This is a genomic window from Flavonifractor sp. DFI.6.63 (genome assembly GCF_024462255.1).
Taxonomy (GTDB): domain Bacteria; phylum Bacillota; class Clostridia; order Oscillospirales; family Oscillospiraceae; genus Lawsonibacter_A; species Lawsonibacter_A hominis.
In genome coordinates this window covers 114,668-130,441 of sequence record NZ_JANGBE010000007.1, presented here as the reverse complement: position 1 = coordinate 130,441, position 15,774 = coordinate 114,668, and the positions used below count along the sequence as shown (strand labels likewise).

The window sequence follows — 15,774 nt, the reverse complement described above, 5'->3', positions numbered from 1 at the left end:
GTGGGGCAACAAAAAGTACATGAATATGAAGCACCTGGAGGCCGCCATTGAGGATGCCTCCATTGCCGGCTGACTCCATTCATGCCAGAGCTTGCAAACTAAAGTGCGAAAAAATCTTGACACGACCGATAAAAGTAAATATGCTATTGTATAATAGCATTATCAATAAGAGAAATATTCAAAAAGTATTATATAAATGTTGTGCTAATTGGACTTACCCAATTGTTATATTGATGAGGCCTCAAAAGGAAAGGAAGGGGGTGCGCCGATGGAGCAAGAAACTGTGCTGGTACTCTTTGACCGTTATGCGGACATGGTGTATCGCATCGCTCTCAGTTATCTGCGTTCCCCACAGGAAGCGGAAGATGTTGTGCAGACTGTATTTCTCAAACTACTGGAAAGCAGTATGATCATTTACCCCGGGAAAGAGCGTGCGTTTCTAACCAAGGTCACGATTAACCATTGCAAAAACCTTCTCACTGCAGCGAAGAAGCATGAAGCTATTTCTTTAGATGAGGTTGTTCTGTCGGTACAGCCGGAGAATCGGGACATAGTTCATGCCGTTATGGAGTTGCCGGAAAAGTATAGGGCCGTTGTGAGCTTGCATTATTTTGAGGGCTACTCATTTCGGGAAATCTCAAAATTTTTACACATCAGCATCTCAGCTGTTTCCATGAGATTGTATCGTGCCAAAAGCATCCTAAAAAAGCAACTTGGGGGGGATTGATATGGAGCGAAACTTCAAGCGCATTTCTGATGAGTTGAAATTGCCGCAGGAGAGCCGGGAGCGCATTCGTTCTCAGCTTTCCTCCTACCAAAAACAATCGGAGGACATTCCTATGAAAAAAGCAACCTTAAAATCTCGTATGCCATTGATTGCCGCTGCTGTTGTTATGATGATGGTATTAACACTGACCGCTGCCGCTGCGGTGGTGCATCTGTTCAGAAACGACATTATCGTGTCCAGTGCGGATAACATTCCTGTGTCTTCAAGCGAAAATGGCGCCCCTGGTGCTGTTGCTATCACAGGTTCTGGCGGAAACCCGCCCGCCGCTTTGGACGAAATGACAGAATCTGCTCGATTTAAGTCGGACGATTGGGACGTAGGTGACAGCATTAACGGCGGAGTGGTATCGGAATACTCCCAGTGGGACTCTGCTGAGGTTTTGAGCAGTGACCCCACTCTCCGCAGCCGCTGCGTTAGTCGGGAGGATGGCGCAGAAAAAATGGAGTATACCGCCGAAAACCCCGCAAACCTTTTGGACACCATGACAGGCCGTGTAACCTTTGATTTAGGATGGATGCACGAACAGTATGATTACGTCCCGGATGCCAATTTCTCCTTTGTCGTGTCCGATGCAAAGGGTAATTATGTCAGCGAGATATTTGATGCACTCTACGCAAAGAAAGATGGAAGCGGATATGTCGATCTATCAATCTACAATATCGCACAAGCCAACTATTTTGGCCAGTCTTATATCGTTGATGGTAGTTTTGAAACCTCTTACTATTACACGTCTGTCGATGGCTATGAGTTCCTGATTACAATGGACAACGGAAATGTTTGGGCAGAGTGCCGCACAAGCCATGCCACCGTCAGCCTGTATGGCGCATATTCGACCACGGACGAAGTGGAAGATATTCTGGATCATCTCTCTCTAACTGTAAATGAGTAACGTGTGTTACAGCAGAAACAAGGGCCGCCCGACCGGGGGCGGCCCTTGCATATTTTTCTAAATTTTAGTAATTATCGCACATCTAATCTGGATTTCTGCCTTGCAGCCCGCTTTCGCATTTTTTCCACCTGCTCCCTCTGCCTGTCAGAAACTATCGCCGCTTCTATCTGCTCGGGGCCAAAGGCCCGCTTGACCCGCTCACAGTCGGCGGAGATCAGCCGGACTTGTTCTCCATGAGGACATTCTTCTCGCTGGACGAGGATACCCCCGGCGCTATCCGCCTGTTTCAGCTCGTTCGCAATTCTGGCAAGACAGGGGCCTCCGATGATACCGCCGTCGATACAGCGACAACGACGATCGGCCTTCCTATGCCCCCGTGGGGATTTATTTTCAGTACGGCCTTGTGGACAAGTTCATGCGGGAATAGCCTTGCGCCAGCAGGAGCTTCACACTGGGGAAATCACCGGAGAGGAATACGTTGAATGGAAACGCAACTGGCTGAGGACTTGCGATGACAGCCAGAGATTTGACAACTATGTTCCATGTCGGAAAAATAAATAAGGCAAGCAAAAAACCGCCCTGCTGAATTTGTCGTTCAGCAGGGCGGTTTTGCTTGTCCCTTTGTGATTATTCTCTTGAGCGTACCGGGCGGACACGAATAGTATCAATCCAGTATTAAGAGCCACATTGATGGGCAAAAAAGCCTGTATTCATACGGGTTTGCACCGTTTTCACGGTCATTCCCACTCAATAGTGCCGGTGGGCTTCGGTGTCAGATCATAGAGGACCCGGTTGACGCCCTCCACCTCGGCGGTGATCCGCGCCGTAATTTTTTGCAGCAGCGGGAAGGGCACGTCCTCCACGGTGGCGGTCATGGCGTCCACGGTATTGACTGCCCGAAGGATCACCGGCCAGTCGAACGTACGCTTATTGTCCCGCACGCCCACCGACTTGAAGTCGGGCACCACGGTAAAGTACTGCCACACCTTGCCCTCCAGGCCCGCGGTGGCAAACTCCTCCCGCAGGATCGCGTCGGAGGCGCGCACGGCCTCCAGCCGGTCCCGGGTGATGGCGCCCAGGCAGCGCACCCCAAGGCCGGGACCAGGAAACGGCTGGCGGTATACCATTGAGTCCGGCAGGCCCAACGCCGCGCCGCAAGCGCGCACCTCATCCTTGAAGAGCATCTTCAGCGGTTCCACCAGTTCGAATTTCAGATCCTCCGGCAGGCCGCCCACATTGTGGTGGGCCTTCACCGCCTTGGCGGTCTTGGTGCCCGATTCAATGATATCCGGATAGATGGTGCCCTGCGCCAAAAAGTCGATGCCCTCCAGCTTGCGGGCCTCCTCCTCAAAGACGCGGATAAACTCTGCGCCGATGATCTTCCGCTTCTGCTCGGGCTCCGCCACACCGGCCAGCTTGTCCAGAAAGCGGTCCACCGCGTCCACATAGATCAGGTTGGCGTCCATCTGATCCCGGAAGACCTGTACCACCTGCTCCGGCTCGCCCTTACGCAGCAGGCCGTGGTTGACGTGCACGCAGGTGAGCTGCTTGCCGATGGCCTTGATGAGCAGCGCCGCCACCACCGAGGAATCCACCCCGCCGGACAGGGCCAGAAGGACGTTTCTGTCCCCCACCTGACGGCGGATGAGCTCCACCTGGTCGGCGATAAAGTTTTCCATGTTCCAGTTGGCCTGGGCCCCGCATACCCCGAACACAAAGTTGGAAAGCGCCCGTCCGCGCTCCGCTTCGTCCGCAGGCCAGGGTGCGTCCCCCTTGTGGTCGGCCAGCAGCACCGGCACGTCGCAATTGTAGATGTCCCGTGAGACGTCCACCTCCACGCCGTCTACCACCCGGTTGGGTCCGCCGTTGAGGATAATGCCCTTCACATTGGGCAGCGCCTTTACCTCCGCCAGGGTGATGTCGTGGGGATGGATCTCGCTGTACACGCCCAGGGCGCGGATCTCCCGGGCAATCCGGGCGTTCTGTTCGCTGCCCAGGTCCAGGATAAGGATCATGTCCTGCTTCATTGCAGTCCCTCCATCATATACTATTTTATAGGAATCGATCGCCGTCCAGGCTCACCCAGTCGGCGTTTCCCAACGGATACAGGCGGTTGATCTGTCGGAAATCCGCCCCGTCCAGATGGCAGAGCACCGCCTTGATGACGGCGCTGTGCGCCACTACCAGAGCGCTTCCCTCCCCTGCGGCAATCTTCCGCAGCGCAGGCAGAGCCCGTTCCAGCAGTTCGGCATAGCTCTCCCCTTCCGGCGGGCGGGAGCGCAGGCGGTCGGCGGCGTACGCCTCGTAGGAATGGGGCCACAGCGCCGCGATCTCTTCCCAGCAATGGCCTTCCCATACGCCAAAACAAATCTCCCGCAGCCCCTCTACCGCCTCGGCTTCTATCCCCAGGCACGCGCCTACGATGGCCGCCGTCTCGGCAGAACGTTTCTGCGGGCTGGTATAGAGCCGCCGGAGGGGTACGCCGGTCTCTTCCAGCCGGCGGGCCAGTGCCCTGGCCTGTGCCCGCCCGGTCTCATTCAGACCGGGATCGGACTGTCCCTGGATCTGGCCCCGGGCGTTCCAGTCGGTCTCACCGTGGCGGGCCAAAAGGAGCTTCATTCCACGTTCTCCTCCGCTACCACGCACTTTTCCTTCCAGCGGCCCCGAAGATAGGCCGCCAGGCAGATGAACAGCCCCAGGACCCAGCCGATCAGATACGACCAATAGAGCTCCTCCGGACCGAAAAAGTAAGCCAGCAGATAGGCGGCAGGCACCCGCGCCCCCCAAAGAGCGATAACCGAGGCCACCATGGGAACCATGGTGGCGCCGGCGCCGCGCAGGACGCTGCTGAGGATGAACATCACGGCCAGCACGAACATCGGGGTCAGCACCCGCAGCAGGTAGGCCTCTCCGGCGGCCACCACCGCGCTCTCCCGGTTGAACAGCATCAGCAGCTCCCGGCGGAAGGGGATGACCAAAGCGGTAATGGCGATGCAGACCACTGTGCTCAGCAACATAGCACGACGGGCGCCGCGCCGCACCCGGTCCAGCCGTCCAGCCCCCATGTTCTGCCCCACATAGGTGGTGGTTGCGGTGGAAAAAGACTGAATGGGCATGAACGCAAAGGAGTCGATCTTGTTGGCGGCGGCAAATCCGGCGGCAAAGTCGTTGCCGAAGCCGTTGATCAGCGCCTGCATGATGAGGATCGCCACGGAGAACTGGCACTGCTGGATGGCCGAAGGGACCCCCAGCCGGATGATCTGGCCCAGCAGCTTCCGGTCGACCCTGATTTGGAACAGGCGGATATGCAGAAAGTTGTATTTCCGGTTGATATAGAAAATGCCGAAGATCCAGGAACAGGCCTGACCGATGATGGTCGCCAGAGCCACGCCGAACACCGCCCAGCGGAAGACCAGGACAAACAGCAGATCCAGCACGATATTGATGACGCTGGCAACCGCCAGAAACAGCAGGGGCGTCTTGGAATCCCCCAGCCCCTGGAGAATACCGGCGTTTACGTTATAGCCCAGCGAGCCGATCCCGCCCAGGAAGACCACGATACAATAGACCCGCGCCTGGTCAAAGGCCTCTGCAGGCACCCGGATCAGGGTCAGCAGGGGCGTGGTCAGCACCACTCCCAGCAGGGACAGCGGCACGATGGCCGCCAGCAGCGCGCTGTAGATGGTATCCACCGTGCGCGCCACGCTCTGTTTGTCCCCGGCTCCGATGTACTGGGCGATCATGACGGTTGCGCCCATGGCGAAGCCGATAAACAGAGAGGCAAGCAAAAAGATGATGGGGAACCCGGTGCCGACGGCGGTCAGTGCGGAAGCGCCCACAAACTGGCCCACCACGATGGAATCCACCATATTGTACAGCTGCTGCAGAACGTTTCCCAGCAGCAGCGGCAGGGAAAAGGCCACGATCAGCCGGGTGGGCGAGCCCTGAGTCATATCGATGGCGCCGTGCTCCCGTTTTGCAATCTCACTCATACGCTCAATCCTGCCGCTCCTTACGATTTCTTTTCCCGCTCATAGATGATGCGCAGGCCGTCCAGCACCAGCTGGGGGTCCACGATATCGATCAGATCGGTATTGTCCGCCACCATCCGGGCCAGCCCACCGGTGGCCACCACCTTGATGCTCTTACCGCCCATCTCCGTTTTGGCCCGGCGGATCAGATACTCCATGGCCCCGATATAGCCCAGCACCGCCCCGGCCTGGATCTGCCCCACGGCAGTGGTGCCCAGCACGGTATCCGGCTTGACCAGCTCGATCCGGGGCAGCAGCGCGGTCTTCTGGAACAGGCCGTCGATGGATACCCGCACCCCTGCAGTGATGCAGCCGCCCAGATAGACGCCCTCCGGACTTATGGCGTCCAGCGTTGTGGCGGTGCCGAAATCCAGCACCACCAGCGGAGCGCCATACTTGACCATAGCCGCCACGTCGGCCGCCGCCCGGTCGGGGCCCAGGCGTTCCTCACTGGCGCACGCCACGTAGGGCAGACGCGGATCCAGATCGTCGTCCAAGATCAGCGGAGTCTTCCCCACATATTTGATGACGGCGCTGCTGAGGGTATACATGATCTGAGGCACCACCGAGCCGATGACCACGTCCTCCACCTCGTCCAGCCGCAGGCCGAAGCGCTGGAAATATTCGCATAGATAGAGTCCGAGCTCATCCGAGGTGCTGTTGGCGTCGGTCTTGAGCCGGAAGCTTCCCTCCAGGCGCTCTCCCCGAAACAGGCCAAATACCATATTGGTGTTGCCCACGTCGATGACAAGCAGCATGACCACCGCTCCCCTTTCCAATCAAATCGGCTGCGTATAACAGTAAACGCCATCCGCCTCCAGCAGGACCACCCCGTAGCTGCGAAACAGCAGTCCGCCGGCGGCGCCGGGGTTCAGAATCCACAGGTTTCCCTGCAGGTCGCATAACGCGTCATGGGTGTGGCCGAACAACAGCACGTCCGCCCTTGCCTCCCGGGCAGCCGCCACCGCGGCGCCCGGACCGCTTTTCACAAAGCGGGTGTGCCCGTGCATCAGCAGCAGCCTGCGTCCCGCCCGTTCCAGCAGGCATTCCTCCGGCACGTCGCTGCGGGCGTCGCAGTTGCCCCGCACCCGGGTCATGGGAAGGTCGGGAAACCTCCGGCGCAAGGCGTCGGCGTCCCGCACCACGTCCCCCAGGTGGAGGACCTGATCCGGCTCTTCCCGGCGCACCGCATCCTCCATATTCGCCACGTTTCCGTGGGAGTCGGAAAAAACCAAAAGCTTCATTGCGTTCACCTGTCTGGCTTTGAAACATATAATGGAATGATCGCTTATAAATATAAGGATGGAGCTGATTTTTATGGCGAAACCGGAATCCAATCTGGACGCGCTGATGCAGGACCCCAAGGCCGCCAGCCTTCTGAAGAATAAGGACCTGCTGAAAAACCTCGTACAGTCTCCGGATACCCAGCGGCTGATGCAGCTTCTGAGTCAGGACGGCTCAGACGGATTGAAACGCGCCGCCGCCTCTGCTGCCAAGGGGGACGCCGGCGCCCTCATGGGGATCGTCAATCAGGTGATGCAGAGCAAAGAGGGCGCCGGGCTGATCGAGCGCATCCAACAGGCGGCCGTACAGGACAAGAAATAACCCGTTCGAAAGGAGGCGGAGCCCATGGCCGAGTTCGAAGATAAGCTCAATGCCATCCTGGCAGACCCGGAGGCTATGGGACAGATCGTCTCCATCGCCAAGGCCCTTACCGGAGAAGCTTCCTCGTCCGAGGCCGGCACGCTCCCGCCGGAGGGCACGGCCCCGGAAGCGCCCGCCGCTTCTCCCGCACCGGCGGAGGAACCGGAAGCCCCCCGCACCCAGCCCGACTGGGGGGCCGTGCTGGGCATGCTGGGCAGCCTGAACAGCGGCGGCACGGGCAGCCCGCTGTCCGCGCTGGGCGATCTGGATCCACGGCTCATTCAGACCGCCGTGGCCCTGTTCTCCGAATATTCGGCCACTGATGACCGAAAGATCGCCCTGCTCACCGCCATGAAGCCCTTCCTGAAGCCGGAGCGCTACGCCAAGGTGGACAAAGCGGTACAGATCGCCAGGCTCTCCCGGGTCATCCGGGCGGCCTTCCAGCTCTTCAAAAAAAGCGGAGAGGAGGAGGCAGATGTATAACCGCTATATCCCCAACGGCACCGCCTATACCCGGGTGCTGGAGGAGGATGAGCCGCCCCGCCCCCTCCGGCCGGAACCGGAGCCGGCCGCCGCTGCGCCGTCCGCGCCGGAGCCGGCCCAACCGGAGCCGGCCAAGAAAACCGGGCTGGCCGGACTGCTCAAGGGGCTCAAGCTGGAGGAGCTGGATACCGGAGATATCCTGCTCCTGCTGATCCTGCTGTTTCTGTTTCTGGAGGGGGACGATCTGGAGCTGATCATCACCCTTGGTCTTCTTCTGCTGCTGGGCCTGGAGTGACTGCGCCTCCGGGCGTGTGCAGCACCGTCCCGTCGGGCAGGGCAAACTGCGTCCCCGCCGGGACGGGACGCTCCACGGCATAAGAGGACATGCGGTAGACGGTCTGCTCCCCTTCCAGCGTCTCGGAGCACACCAGCAGACCGCTGTCCACGGAGATCCAGTACCGCTGCCGGTAGCCCAGCTCGTCCGCCGCCGTCTCCACGCAGATGCAGGACAGCCCGCCCTGCTCCTCATAGCCGGTGGCGGCGATGGCGTCCACCGGCAGGTCCAGCACATCCTCATAGGTCGGGATGCGCTGGCCCTCCAAATCGGCGGAATAGGCGTCCGCCGGGCCGCTGAGCACCGCACGGGACCCCTCGTACCACAGCCAGAACGTCCCCTCTCCCACAAGGGAGCAGCGTACCGTGCCCCCGGGCCAGGCGGAGCGTGTATAGGTCCAGCCATAGTCTGCCCAGACCTGCGCGGAGGTAACGCCCCGCTCCTCCTCCCCCTCGCCCCAAATGTCCTCAATCGTGACCTCGCGGTAATAGCTCTCCGGCCGGGCCAGCGTACGAATCACATTCTGGACCGTCTGCGGGGTGACCTCCACCCGCACCAGACCGTCCGCACCGCCCCCGGGGCCGTCCTCCGGCGGCTCGGAGGCAAGGGGCGTCGGCAGGACGATCTTGGAGGTATCCGGGGCAAACAGCGCCAAGCCGAAGCTGGAGAGCATCGCCACCACAATGACGATGGCAATCAACACCACCAGGATATTCCGTTTCTTTCGCTCCAACGGGCCCGACACCTCCTTCTTCTCCCCGCCGGACGGGGCATTCCGCACCCCAAAGCGGCAGCTGATCGGAGCAGGGCAAACATGCGGCCCGCGCATCCCCGCTCTGCGCAAGGCAGCCTGCTTGGGCGCGCCGCCCGGCCGCGGCAGCGGCGGTTACGCCCGGAATTCCTCCGGCGGTTCCTCCCGCAGGCCGAACCTCCACTCGATCGCGTCCGCAATGCGGCGGCAGGCAAAGCCGTCGCCGTAAGGATTGACGGCATGGGCCATGGCATGGTAGGCCGCCTCGTCCGTCAAGAGCTCGGAGGCCATACGGAACACCTGCTCCTCCTGCGTGCCCGCCAGCTTCACGGTCCCCGCCTCCACAGCCTCGGGCCGCTCGGTCTCCCGCCGCAGGACCAGGACCGGCCGCCCCAGCGCGGGAGCCTCCTCCTGGAGCCCCCCCGAGTCCGTCAGGACCAGATGAGCGCGCGCCATCAGATTGTGCATCTCCTCCACATCCAGCGGGTCGATGAGATGGATGCGGTCGTGGCCGGACAGATATTGGCCCGCCGCCTCCCGCACCACCGGGGACAGATGCACGGGATAGACCAGCTCTACGTCGGGAAAGGCCTGAACGATGCGGCGCAGGGCGGTCATGATATGGGCCATGGGCGCGCCGTAGTTCTCCCGCCGGTGGCAGGTGACCAGGAGGATCTTTCGGGCTGCATAATCCAAATGATTGAGCAATTCTGTTGAAAAGTGATAATCCTTTACAACCGTGGTCTTCAGGGCGTCGATCACCGTGTTCCCGGTGATAAAAACGCCCTCCCGGATATCCTCCCGCGCCAGGTTTTCCCGGTTTCTCGCGGTAGGACAGAAATGCAGGTCTGCAATATCCCCCACCAGCTTGCGGTTCATTTCTTCTGGAAAGGGAGAATACTTGTCATAGGTGCGCAGTCCGGCCTCCACGTGGCCTACCGGGATCTGCCGGTAAAAGGCGGCCAGCGCGCCGGCAAACGTAGTGGACGTGTCCCCGTGGACCAGCACCAGGTCCGGCCGCGCCTGCTCCAGCACTCCCTCCATCCCCAACAGGCATTTGGTGGTGATGGTGGACAAGGTCTGCCGGGCTTCCATGATATTCAGGTCGTAATCCGGCGCCAGCCGGAAAATCTCCAGCACGGAGTCCAGCATCTGCCGGTGCTGGGCAGTGACACAGCAGACCGCCTGCAGCGCCGGACGGCTCCGAAGTTCGGCCACCAGGGGGGCCATCTTGATGGCCTCCGGCCGTGTCCCGAAGATGGTCATGACCTTGACGCGCTTCACTTCCGCTCCTCCTTGTCTTCGCTCTCCTGCGTCTTCTCCTCCTGCTCCTGTCCGTTCTTCTTCTCGTTATTGGAGAGAAAGATGCGTGCGGACACGGCGCCGGCGGCGCACAGGGCCAGGAGGAGAAGCATGGCTTTTACAGCCCCTGCCGTGGTGAGCACCACGGCGGAAAGCCCGAGGATGGCGCTGATGATGTACAGCACCGCCACTGCCTGTTTCTGGGAGAACCCCATGTCGATCAGGCGGTGATGCACATGACTGCGGTCTGCGTGCATCGGACTCTGCCCATGGGCGATGCGCCGGATAAAGGCAAAGCAGGTATCAAAAATAGGCAGGCCCAACATCAAAAACGGCACTGCGAAGGAAATGATGGTATAAAACTTGAACAGGCCCTGGATGGACACCACCGCCAGCACATAGCCCAGGAAGGTGGAGCCGGTGTCCCCCATAAAGATTTTGGCTGGATTCAGGTTATAGGGCAGAAAGCCGATGCAGCTCCCCGCAAGGGCGGCCATCAGAATGGCCGCCGGTGCGTCGGACACCACCAGGGAGATGACCAGCAGCGTCATGGAGCTGATGGTGGATACGCCGCAGGCCAGGCCGTCCAGGCCGTCGATCAGGTTGACGGCGTTGGTGATGGCCACGATCCAGATCACGGAGACCGGGATGGAGAGGACCCCCAGGTCCCAATAGAGGTCGGAGGAAAAGATGTTGGGATTGGACAGGGTCTGGATCACGTTGCCGGAGAAGACCGCCACCAGCGCGGCCACGATCTGCACCACAAACTTGAACATGGCGGGCAGGGAATAGATATCGTCGAAGATGCCCAGCACCACGATGATGACGGAGCCCAGCAGCATGCCCCGCAGCTGGGGCGTGATCTCCGCAAAAAGGAGCACGCTGAGCAGAAAGCCCAGGAAAATGGCAAGGCCGCCCATGCGTGGAATGGGATGATCGTGCATACGGCGGTTATCCTTGGGTACGTCCATGGCCCCCATTTTAAAGGCCAGGCTCTTAACGACAGGGGTGGCCACCAGGGCCACGATCAGGGCCACGATCAGGGCCGCGGCCACCACCCCAATGAGCGAAAGCTCGATTTTCATTGGCATTCTGAAGAAGCTCCTTTACCGGGGCAGGAAGCCCACCTTCTTATAGACCTTGCGCAGGGTCTTCTCGGCCGCGCGGGACGCCCGCTCAGCACCGGCGCGGTAGACGCTTTCCAAATACGCCTTGTCGGCGAGCAGCCGCTCGGTCTCCTCCCGGATGGGACGCAGCGTCTCCACCACGGCCTCCCCCACGGCCGGCTTGAGGACGCCGTAGCCCTTGCCCTCGAATTCCGCCTCGATGGCCTCGAAACTTTTGCCGGTCACCGCGGAGTAGATGCCCATCAGATTGGCCACGCCAGGCTTGTTCTCCCGGTCGAGGCGCACGCACCGTTCGGTGTCGCTGTCCGTGACCGCCCGCTTGAACTTGCGCATGATGTCCTCCGGCTTTTCCAGCAGGAACACGCAGCCGTCGGGCATGGATTTGCTCATTTTGCTCTCCGGGGCGTTGAGGCTCATCACCCGGGCGCCGGTTTTGGGGATATAGGGTTCGGGAACCTTGAACACCTCCCCGTAGAGGTGATTGAAGCGGTTTGCGATGTCCCGGCAGATCTCCACGTGCTGTTTCTGGTCTTCTCCCACCGGGACGAAGTCCGGCTGGTAGAGCAGGATATCCGCCGCCATCAGGCAGGGATAGGTAAACAGGCCGGCATTGATATTGTCGGCGTTCCGGGCGGACTTGTCCTTAAACTGGGTCATACGGGAAAGCTCCCCGAACATGGTATAGCAATCCAGCACCCAGCCCAGTTCTGCGTGAGCGCTCACATGGGACTGGACAAAAATGGTATTCTTCTCCGGATCCAGACCGCAGGCGATATAAGTCGCGATCTGGGCCAGGGTCCGTTTGCGCAGGGCCGCCGGGTCCTGGCGCACGGTGATGGTATGCAGGTCGGCCATGAACCAGTAACAGTCGAATTGATCCGACAGCTCCGCCCAGTTCTTGATCGCACCCAGATAATTGCCCAGATGCAGCTCGCCGCTGGGCTGGATGCCGGAGAGAAGGACCTTTTTCTCGTTTTCCATTTGAAAAAACACCTCTTGCGCGTCTATCGTTTGGAGAATGGGCCCAAAGACCCATGTTGAATTATCATACCATATCCAAAGGCCCTTGACAATCCTAACCTAAAAAAATAGAATAGTGGGACAGACGTTGAAAAAGGAGTTTTTCCTATGGATATGAAATGGTTTGAGGACATGGAAGCACGTATCCCCCATGGGGAGGTGCGCACCCGTTTCGCCCCCTCCCCCACCGGTTATATGCATGTGGGCAATCTGCGCACCGCCCTGTACACCTGGCTCATCGCCCGCCACGGCGGCGGCAAGTTCCTTCTGCGCATCGAGGACACCGACCAGGGCCGTCTGGTGGAGGGCGCCACCCAGGTCATCTACCGCACCCTGCGCCAGTGCGGCCTGGACTGGGACGAGGGTCCCGACGTGGGCGGCCCCGTGGGTCCCTACATCCAGACGGAACGCCGCAGCCTGTACGGCCGGTATGCCAGACTGCTGGTGGAGCGCGGACACGCCTACTACTGCTTCTGCGAAAAAGCGGAATCGGAGGAGCCTTCCGATCCGTTCGAACGCCATGACGATCCCTGCCGCACCCTGAGCCCGGCTCAGGCCCAGGCCCGTGCGGACGCCGGCGAGCCCTTTGTGATCCGCCAGCGCATTCCCCATACCGGCTCCACCACGTTCCACGATGTGAGCTTCGGCGACATCACCGTCGAGAACGTCACACTGGACGACCAGGTACTCATAAAGCAAGACGGCCTGCCCACCTACAATTTTGCCAACGTGGTGGACGACCACCTGATGGGGATCACCCACGTGGTCCGGGGCAGCGAGTATCTTTCCTCCGCACCCAAATACAACCTGCTGTATGAGGGCTTCGGCTGGGAAGTCCCGATCTACGTCCACTGCTCCCCGGTGATGCGGGACCAGCACAACAAGATGTCCAAGCGCCACGGCGATCCCTCTTATGAGGACCTGCTGGAACAGGGCTTTTTATCCGAGGCGGTGGTCAACTACGTGACTCTGCTGGGCTGGTCGCCCCGCGGAGCATACGCCGAGCGGGAGTTCTTCACGCTGAAGGAGCTTTCAGAGATCTTCGAGCTGGGCGGCATCTCCAAATCCCCCGCCATCTTCGACCTGGAGAAGCTGAAGTACTTCAACGCCAACTATCTGCGCGCCCTCTCCCCCGAGGCGTTCTATGCCGGGGCGCTCCCCTATCTGCGCCGGGCCATCCGCTCGGAGCAGATCGACCTGAAGCTGGTGGCCCCTCTGGTGCAGCCCCGCTGCGACACCTGGCTGGACATCGCCCCTCAGGTGGACTTCTTCGACGCCCTGCCGGAGTATTCCAACCAACTCTACTGCCACAAGAAGATGAAGACCGACGAGGAAACTTCCAAAGAAGCCCTGGAGCTGGTGCTCCCGGTGCTGGAGAAGCTCGGCGCGTGGACCTATGACGCCATCCATGACGCGCTCATCGGTCTGGCCCAGCATCTGGAACTGAAAAACGGCCGTATCCTGTGGCCGGTACGCACCGCCCTGTCCGGCAAGGCGGTCACCCCCGGCGGCGCCGTGGAGCTGTGCCAGCTCCTGGGCCGGGACGAGTCCCTGCGCCGCATCCGCCGGGGCATCGCCCAGCTGACCCGATGAAGCGGCGTCTGTCCGCTCTCCTGCTCGCGCTGCTGCCCCTGTTCCTGTCCGCCTGCGCCTATGCGCCCGGCGCGGCCACCCCCGCGTCTGTCCCGGACGGGGAACTGGCGGTCCACTTCATCGACGTGGGGCAGGCCGATTCCGCGCTGCTGCTGTGCGGGGGGCAGGCAATGCTCATCGACGGCGGCAATGCGCAGGACAGCAGCCGGGTGGTCTCCTATCTGGAGGACCAGGGCGTGGACACGCTGGATTATGTGGTGTGTACCCACGCCCACGAGGATCATGTGGGCGGCCTGTCCGGCCCTCTGAACACCTGCGCCGCGGCGCAGGTGTTTTCCCCCGTCCGCGAATACGATTCCAAGGCCTTCCGGGATTTTGTCCGGTACACCGAAGCCCAAGGCCTCACGCCCGCCGCACCCTCCCCCGACGAGACCTTTTCCCTGGGCGGCGCTGTGGTGACGGTTCTGGGGCCCCGGCGGGATTATGACGATACCAACAACACCTCCATCGTGCTGCGGGTGGACTTTGGAGAGACCTCGTTTCTCTTCACCGGCGACATGGAGCGGGACGCGGAGGCCGACCTGCTCTCCGACGGCTGCGATGTGTCCTGTACGGTGCTCAAGGTGGGCCACCATGGAAGCAGCACCTCCACCAGCTACCCCTTCCTGCGCGCGGCAATGCCGGAGTACGCAGTGATCTCGGTGGGCGAGGACAACTCCTATGGACACCCCCATGAAGAGACGCTGAGCCGTCTCTATGACGCGGGATGCACCGTCTACCGCACCGACCGGCTGGGCACCGTGGTGGCCGTCAGCGACGGAACGGACGTTTCCTTTCTCACAGAGCGCTCCGGTTCGCCGGAGACGGGCCGGGGCGATACCTCCGGGAGCGCGTACATCGGCAACCGGAATTCCCAGGTCTTCCACCGCGAGACCTGTGCCAATCTGCCCGCGGAACAAAACCGCGTGACCTTCGACAGCCGGGAAGCCGCTGTATCCGCCGGCTACCGCCCCTGCGGCGGCTGCAACCCCTAACAGGAGAAGGGAGGCTCCGCCGTGAAACGGCTGCACTACAACGCCCCTGTGATCCTGACCTTTTTTCTGCTGTGTCTGGGCGCTCTGCTGCTGGGCGCGCTGAGTCGGGGCTGGACCACGCTGCACCTGTTTTCGGTCTACCGCGCTCCCCTCTCTCCCCTGTTTCTGGTCCGGCTTCTGGGCCATGTGCTGGGCCACGCCGATTGGGATCATTTCCTGGGCAATATGCTCCTGCTGCTGGTGGCGGGCCCACACATGGAGGAAAAATACGGCAGCCGCGCCCTGCTGCTGGGCATTGGGCTCACCGCGCTGATCTCCGGCGTTCTCCAGTGCCTGTTCTTCCCCGGAACGGTTCTGCTGGGCGCCAGCGGCATCGTGTTCATGCTCATCATGCTCTCCTCTCTGGCGGGCATGCGCTCCGGCTCCATCCCCCTCACCCTGGTCCTGACGGCGGCGCTCTATCTGGGGCAGGAGGTCTACGCCATCCTCTTTGTTTCGGACCAGGTGGCCAACTTCATGCACCTGGTGGGCGGCGCCTGCGGCACCGCCTTCGGCTTTGCCGCCGCCCGCCGAAGTGCCCCCCCCTGAGGAAGGGCCTCGCAGAGTTCCGTCGCCCGCAGGCGCGAATTCAGTCCAATCCGTTTTCTCCGGCGGCATATGCGCCGGAGAAAACACTTTTCGGCCCCGGTCTTCGACCGGGGCCGATTTATATTTTTTCTATTGACAGCATACCGTATTATCCCTATAATACAGTCAAGACCGTATTATGGAAGTAATAC

17 protein-coding genes are annotated in these 15,774 nt (G+C 60.7%); 8 read left to right on the top strand and 9 right to left on the bottom strand.

All coding sequences use genetic code 11. The annotated features are described in order from the left end of the window. Nucleotides 1-268: 268 nt before the first annotated feature. Together NE547_RS05975 and NE547_RS05970 are read left to right on the top strand one after the other, a co-directional pair. A complete protein-coding gene (locus NE547_RS05975) occupies nucleotides 269-727 on the top strand; it encodes an RNA polymerase sigma factor (protein ID WP_186907331.1) in 459 nt (152 codons plus the stop codon). Between the two features lies 1 nt (nucleotide 728). Then, entirely contained in the window at nucleotides 729-1,676 is a 948-nt protein-coding gene (locus NE547_RS05970) for a hypothetical protein (RefSeq protein ID WP_186907330.1), read from the top strand. A gap of 737 nt (nucleotides 1,677-2,413) precedes the next feature. Here NE547_RS05970 and guaA read toward each other — a convergent pair. From guaA to NE547_RS05945, 5 genes are read right to left on the bottom strand one after another with little or no spacing between them, the layout of a single operon-like run. After that, nucleotides 2,414-3,703, bottom strand: coding sequence for a glutamine-hydrolyzing GMP synthase (gene guaA, locus NE547_RS05965; protein ID WP_256174999.1), 1,290 nt, complete (start codon nucleotides 3,701-3,703; stop codon nucleotides 2,414-2,416). A gap of 25 nt (nucleotides 3,704-3,728) precedes the next feature. Next, on the bottom strand, nucleotides 3,729-4,295 hold the full coding sequence (locus tag NE547_RS05960) for a histidine phosphatase family protein (protein WP_256174998.1): 567 nt from the start codon (nucleotides 4,293-4,295) through the stop codon (nucleotides 3,729-3,731). Next, nucleotides 4,292-5,668, bottom strand: coding sequence for an MATE family efflux transporter (locus NE547_RS05955; protein ID WP_256174997.1), 1,377 nt, complete (start codon nucleotides 5,666-5,668; stop codon nucleotides 4,292-4,294). The genes NE547_RS05960 and NE547_RS05955 overlap by 4 nt, the downstream gene beginning before the upstream one ends. Before the next feature lie 20 nt (nucleotides 5,669-5,688). Continuing rightward, complete coding sequence (locus NE547_RS05950) at nucleotides 5,689-6,465, bottom strand: type III pantothenate kinase (RefSeq protein WP_186907326.1); 777 nt, start codon at nucleotides 6,463-6,465, stop codon at nucleotides 5,689-5,691. A 21-nt stretch (nucleotides 6,466-6,486) separates the two neighbouring features. Further along, complete coding sequence (locus NE547_RS05945) at nucleotides 6,487-6,951, bottom strand: metallophosphoesterase (protein WP_186907325.1); 465 nt, start codon at nucleotides 6,949-6,951, stop codon at nucleotides 6,487-6,489. 73 nt (nucleotides 6,952-7,024) lie between these two features. Between NE547_RS05945 and NE547_RS05940 the strand changes: the two genes are divergently transcribed. Genes NE547_RS05940 through NE547_RS05930 form a run of 3 tightly spaced genes read left to right on the top strand, consistent with a single transcriptional unit; the run spans nucleotide 7,025 to nucleotide 8,129 of the window. After that, a complete protein-coding gene (locus NE547_RS05940) occupies nucleotides 7,025-7,312 on the top strand; it encodes a hypothetical protein (RefSeq protein WP_186907324.1) in 288 nt (95 codons plus the stop codon). Nucleotides 7,313-7,336: 24 nt separating this feature from the next. After that, entirely contained in the window at nucleotides 7,337-7,834 is a 498-nt protein-coding gene (locus NE547_RS05935; protein ID WP_186907323.1) for a hypothetical protein, read from the top strand. Further along, nucleotides 7,827-8,129 (top strand): hypothetical protein, encoded by a 303-nt coding sequence (locus tag NE547_RS05930; RefSeq protein WP_186907322.1) that lies wholly within the window; start codon nucleotides 7,827-7,829, stop codon nucleotides 8,127-8,129. The genes NE547_RS05935 and NE547_RS05930 overlap by 8 nt, the downstream gene beginning before the upstream one ends. Here the strand turns inward: NE547_RS05930 and NE547_RS05925 are convergent. From NE547_RS05925 to trpS, 4 genes are all read right to left on the bottom strand, one after another. Beyond that, entirely contained in the window at nucleotides 8,092-8,901 is an 810-nt protein-coding gene (locus tag NE547_RS05925) for a hypothetical protein (RefSeq protein WP_186907321.1), read from the bottom strand. The genes NE547_RS05930 and NE547_RS05925 overlap by 38 nt on opposite strands. A gap of 153 nt (nucleotides 8,902-9,054) precedes the next feature. Next, entirely contained in the window at nucleotides 9,055-10,203 is a 1,149-nt protein-coding gene (gene wecB, locus NE547_RS05920; RefSeq protein ID WP_287879322.1) for a non-hydrolyzing UDP-N-acetylglucosamine 2-epimerase, read from the bottom strand. Beyond that, nucleotides 10,200-11,306 carry an MraY family glycosyltransferase gene (locus NE547_RS05915; RefSeq protein WP_369807602.1) on the bottom strand — a complete coding sequence of 369 codons (1,107 nt, stop codon included), beginning with the start codon at nucleotides 11,304-11,306 and terminating at the stop codon, nucleotides 10,200-10,202. Before NE547_RS05915 ends, wecB begins: the two co-directional genes overlap by 4 nt. Before the next feature lie 21 nt (nucleotides 11,307-11,327). After that, nucleotides 11,328-12,329: a tryptophan--tRNA ligase gene (gene trpS / locus NE547_RS05910; RefSeq protein WP_186907319.1), complete on the bottom strand. Its 1,002-nt coding sequence runs from the start codon at nucleotides 12,327-12,329 to the stop codon at nucleotides 11,328-11,330. Nucleotides 12,330-12,476: 147 nt separating this feature from the next. On the opposite strand from trpS, the gene gltX reads away from it, so the two are divergent. The 3 genes from gltX to NE547_RS05895 are packed head-to-tail and all read left to right on the top strand — an operon-like array spanning nucleotide 12,477 to nucleotide 15,583. Further along, the gene (gene gltX, locus NE547_RS05905; protein ID WP_256174996.1) at nucleotides 12,477-13,961 is read left to right on the top strand and encodes a glutamate--tRNA ligase; all 1,485 of its coding nucleotides are present in this window, start codon (nucleotides 12,477-12,479) and stop codon (nucleotides 13,959-13,961) included. Beyond that, nucleotides 13,958-14,995: an MBL fold metallo-hydrolase gene (locus NE547_RS05900; RefSeq protein WP_256174995.1), complete on the top strand. Its 1,038-nt coding sequence runs from the start codon at nucleotides 13,958-13,960 to the stop codon at nucleotides 14,993-14,995. Before gltX ends, NE547_RS05900 begins: the two co-directional genes overlap by 4 nt. A gap of 21 nt (nucleotides 14,996-15,016) precedes the next feature. Then, nucleotides 15,017-15,583, top strand: coding sequence for a rhomboid family intramembrane serine protease (locus NE547_RS05895; protein ID WP_256174994.1), 567 nt, complete (start codon nucleotides 15,017-15,019; stop codon nucleotides 15,581-15,583). Nucleotides 15,584-15,774: the final 191 nt, after the last annotated feature.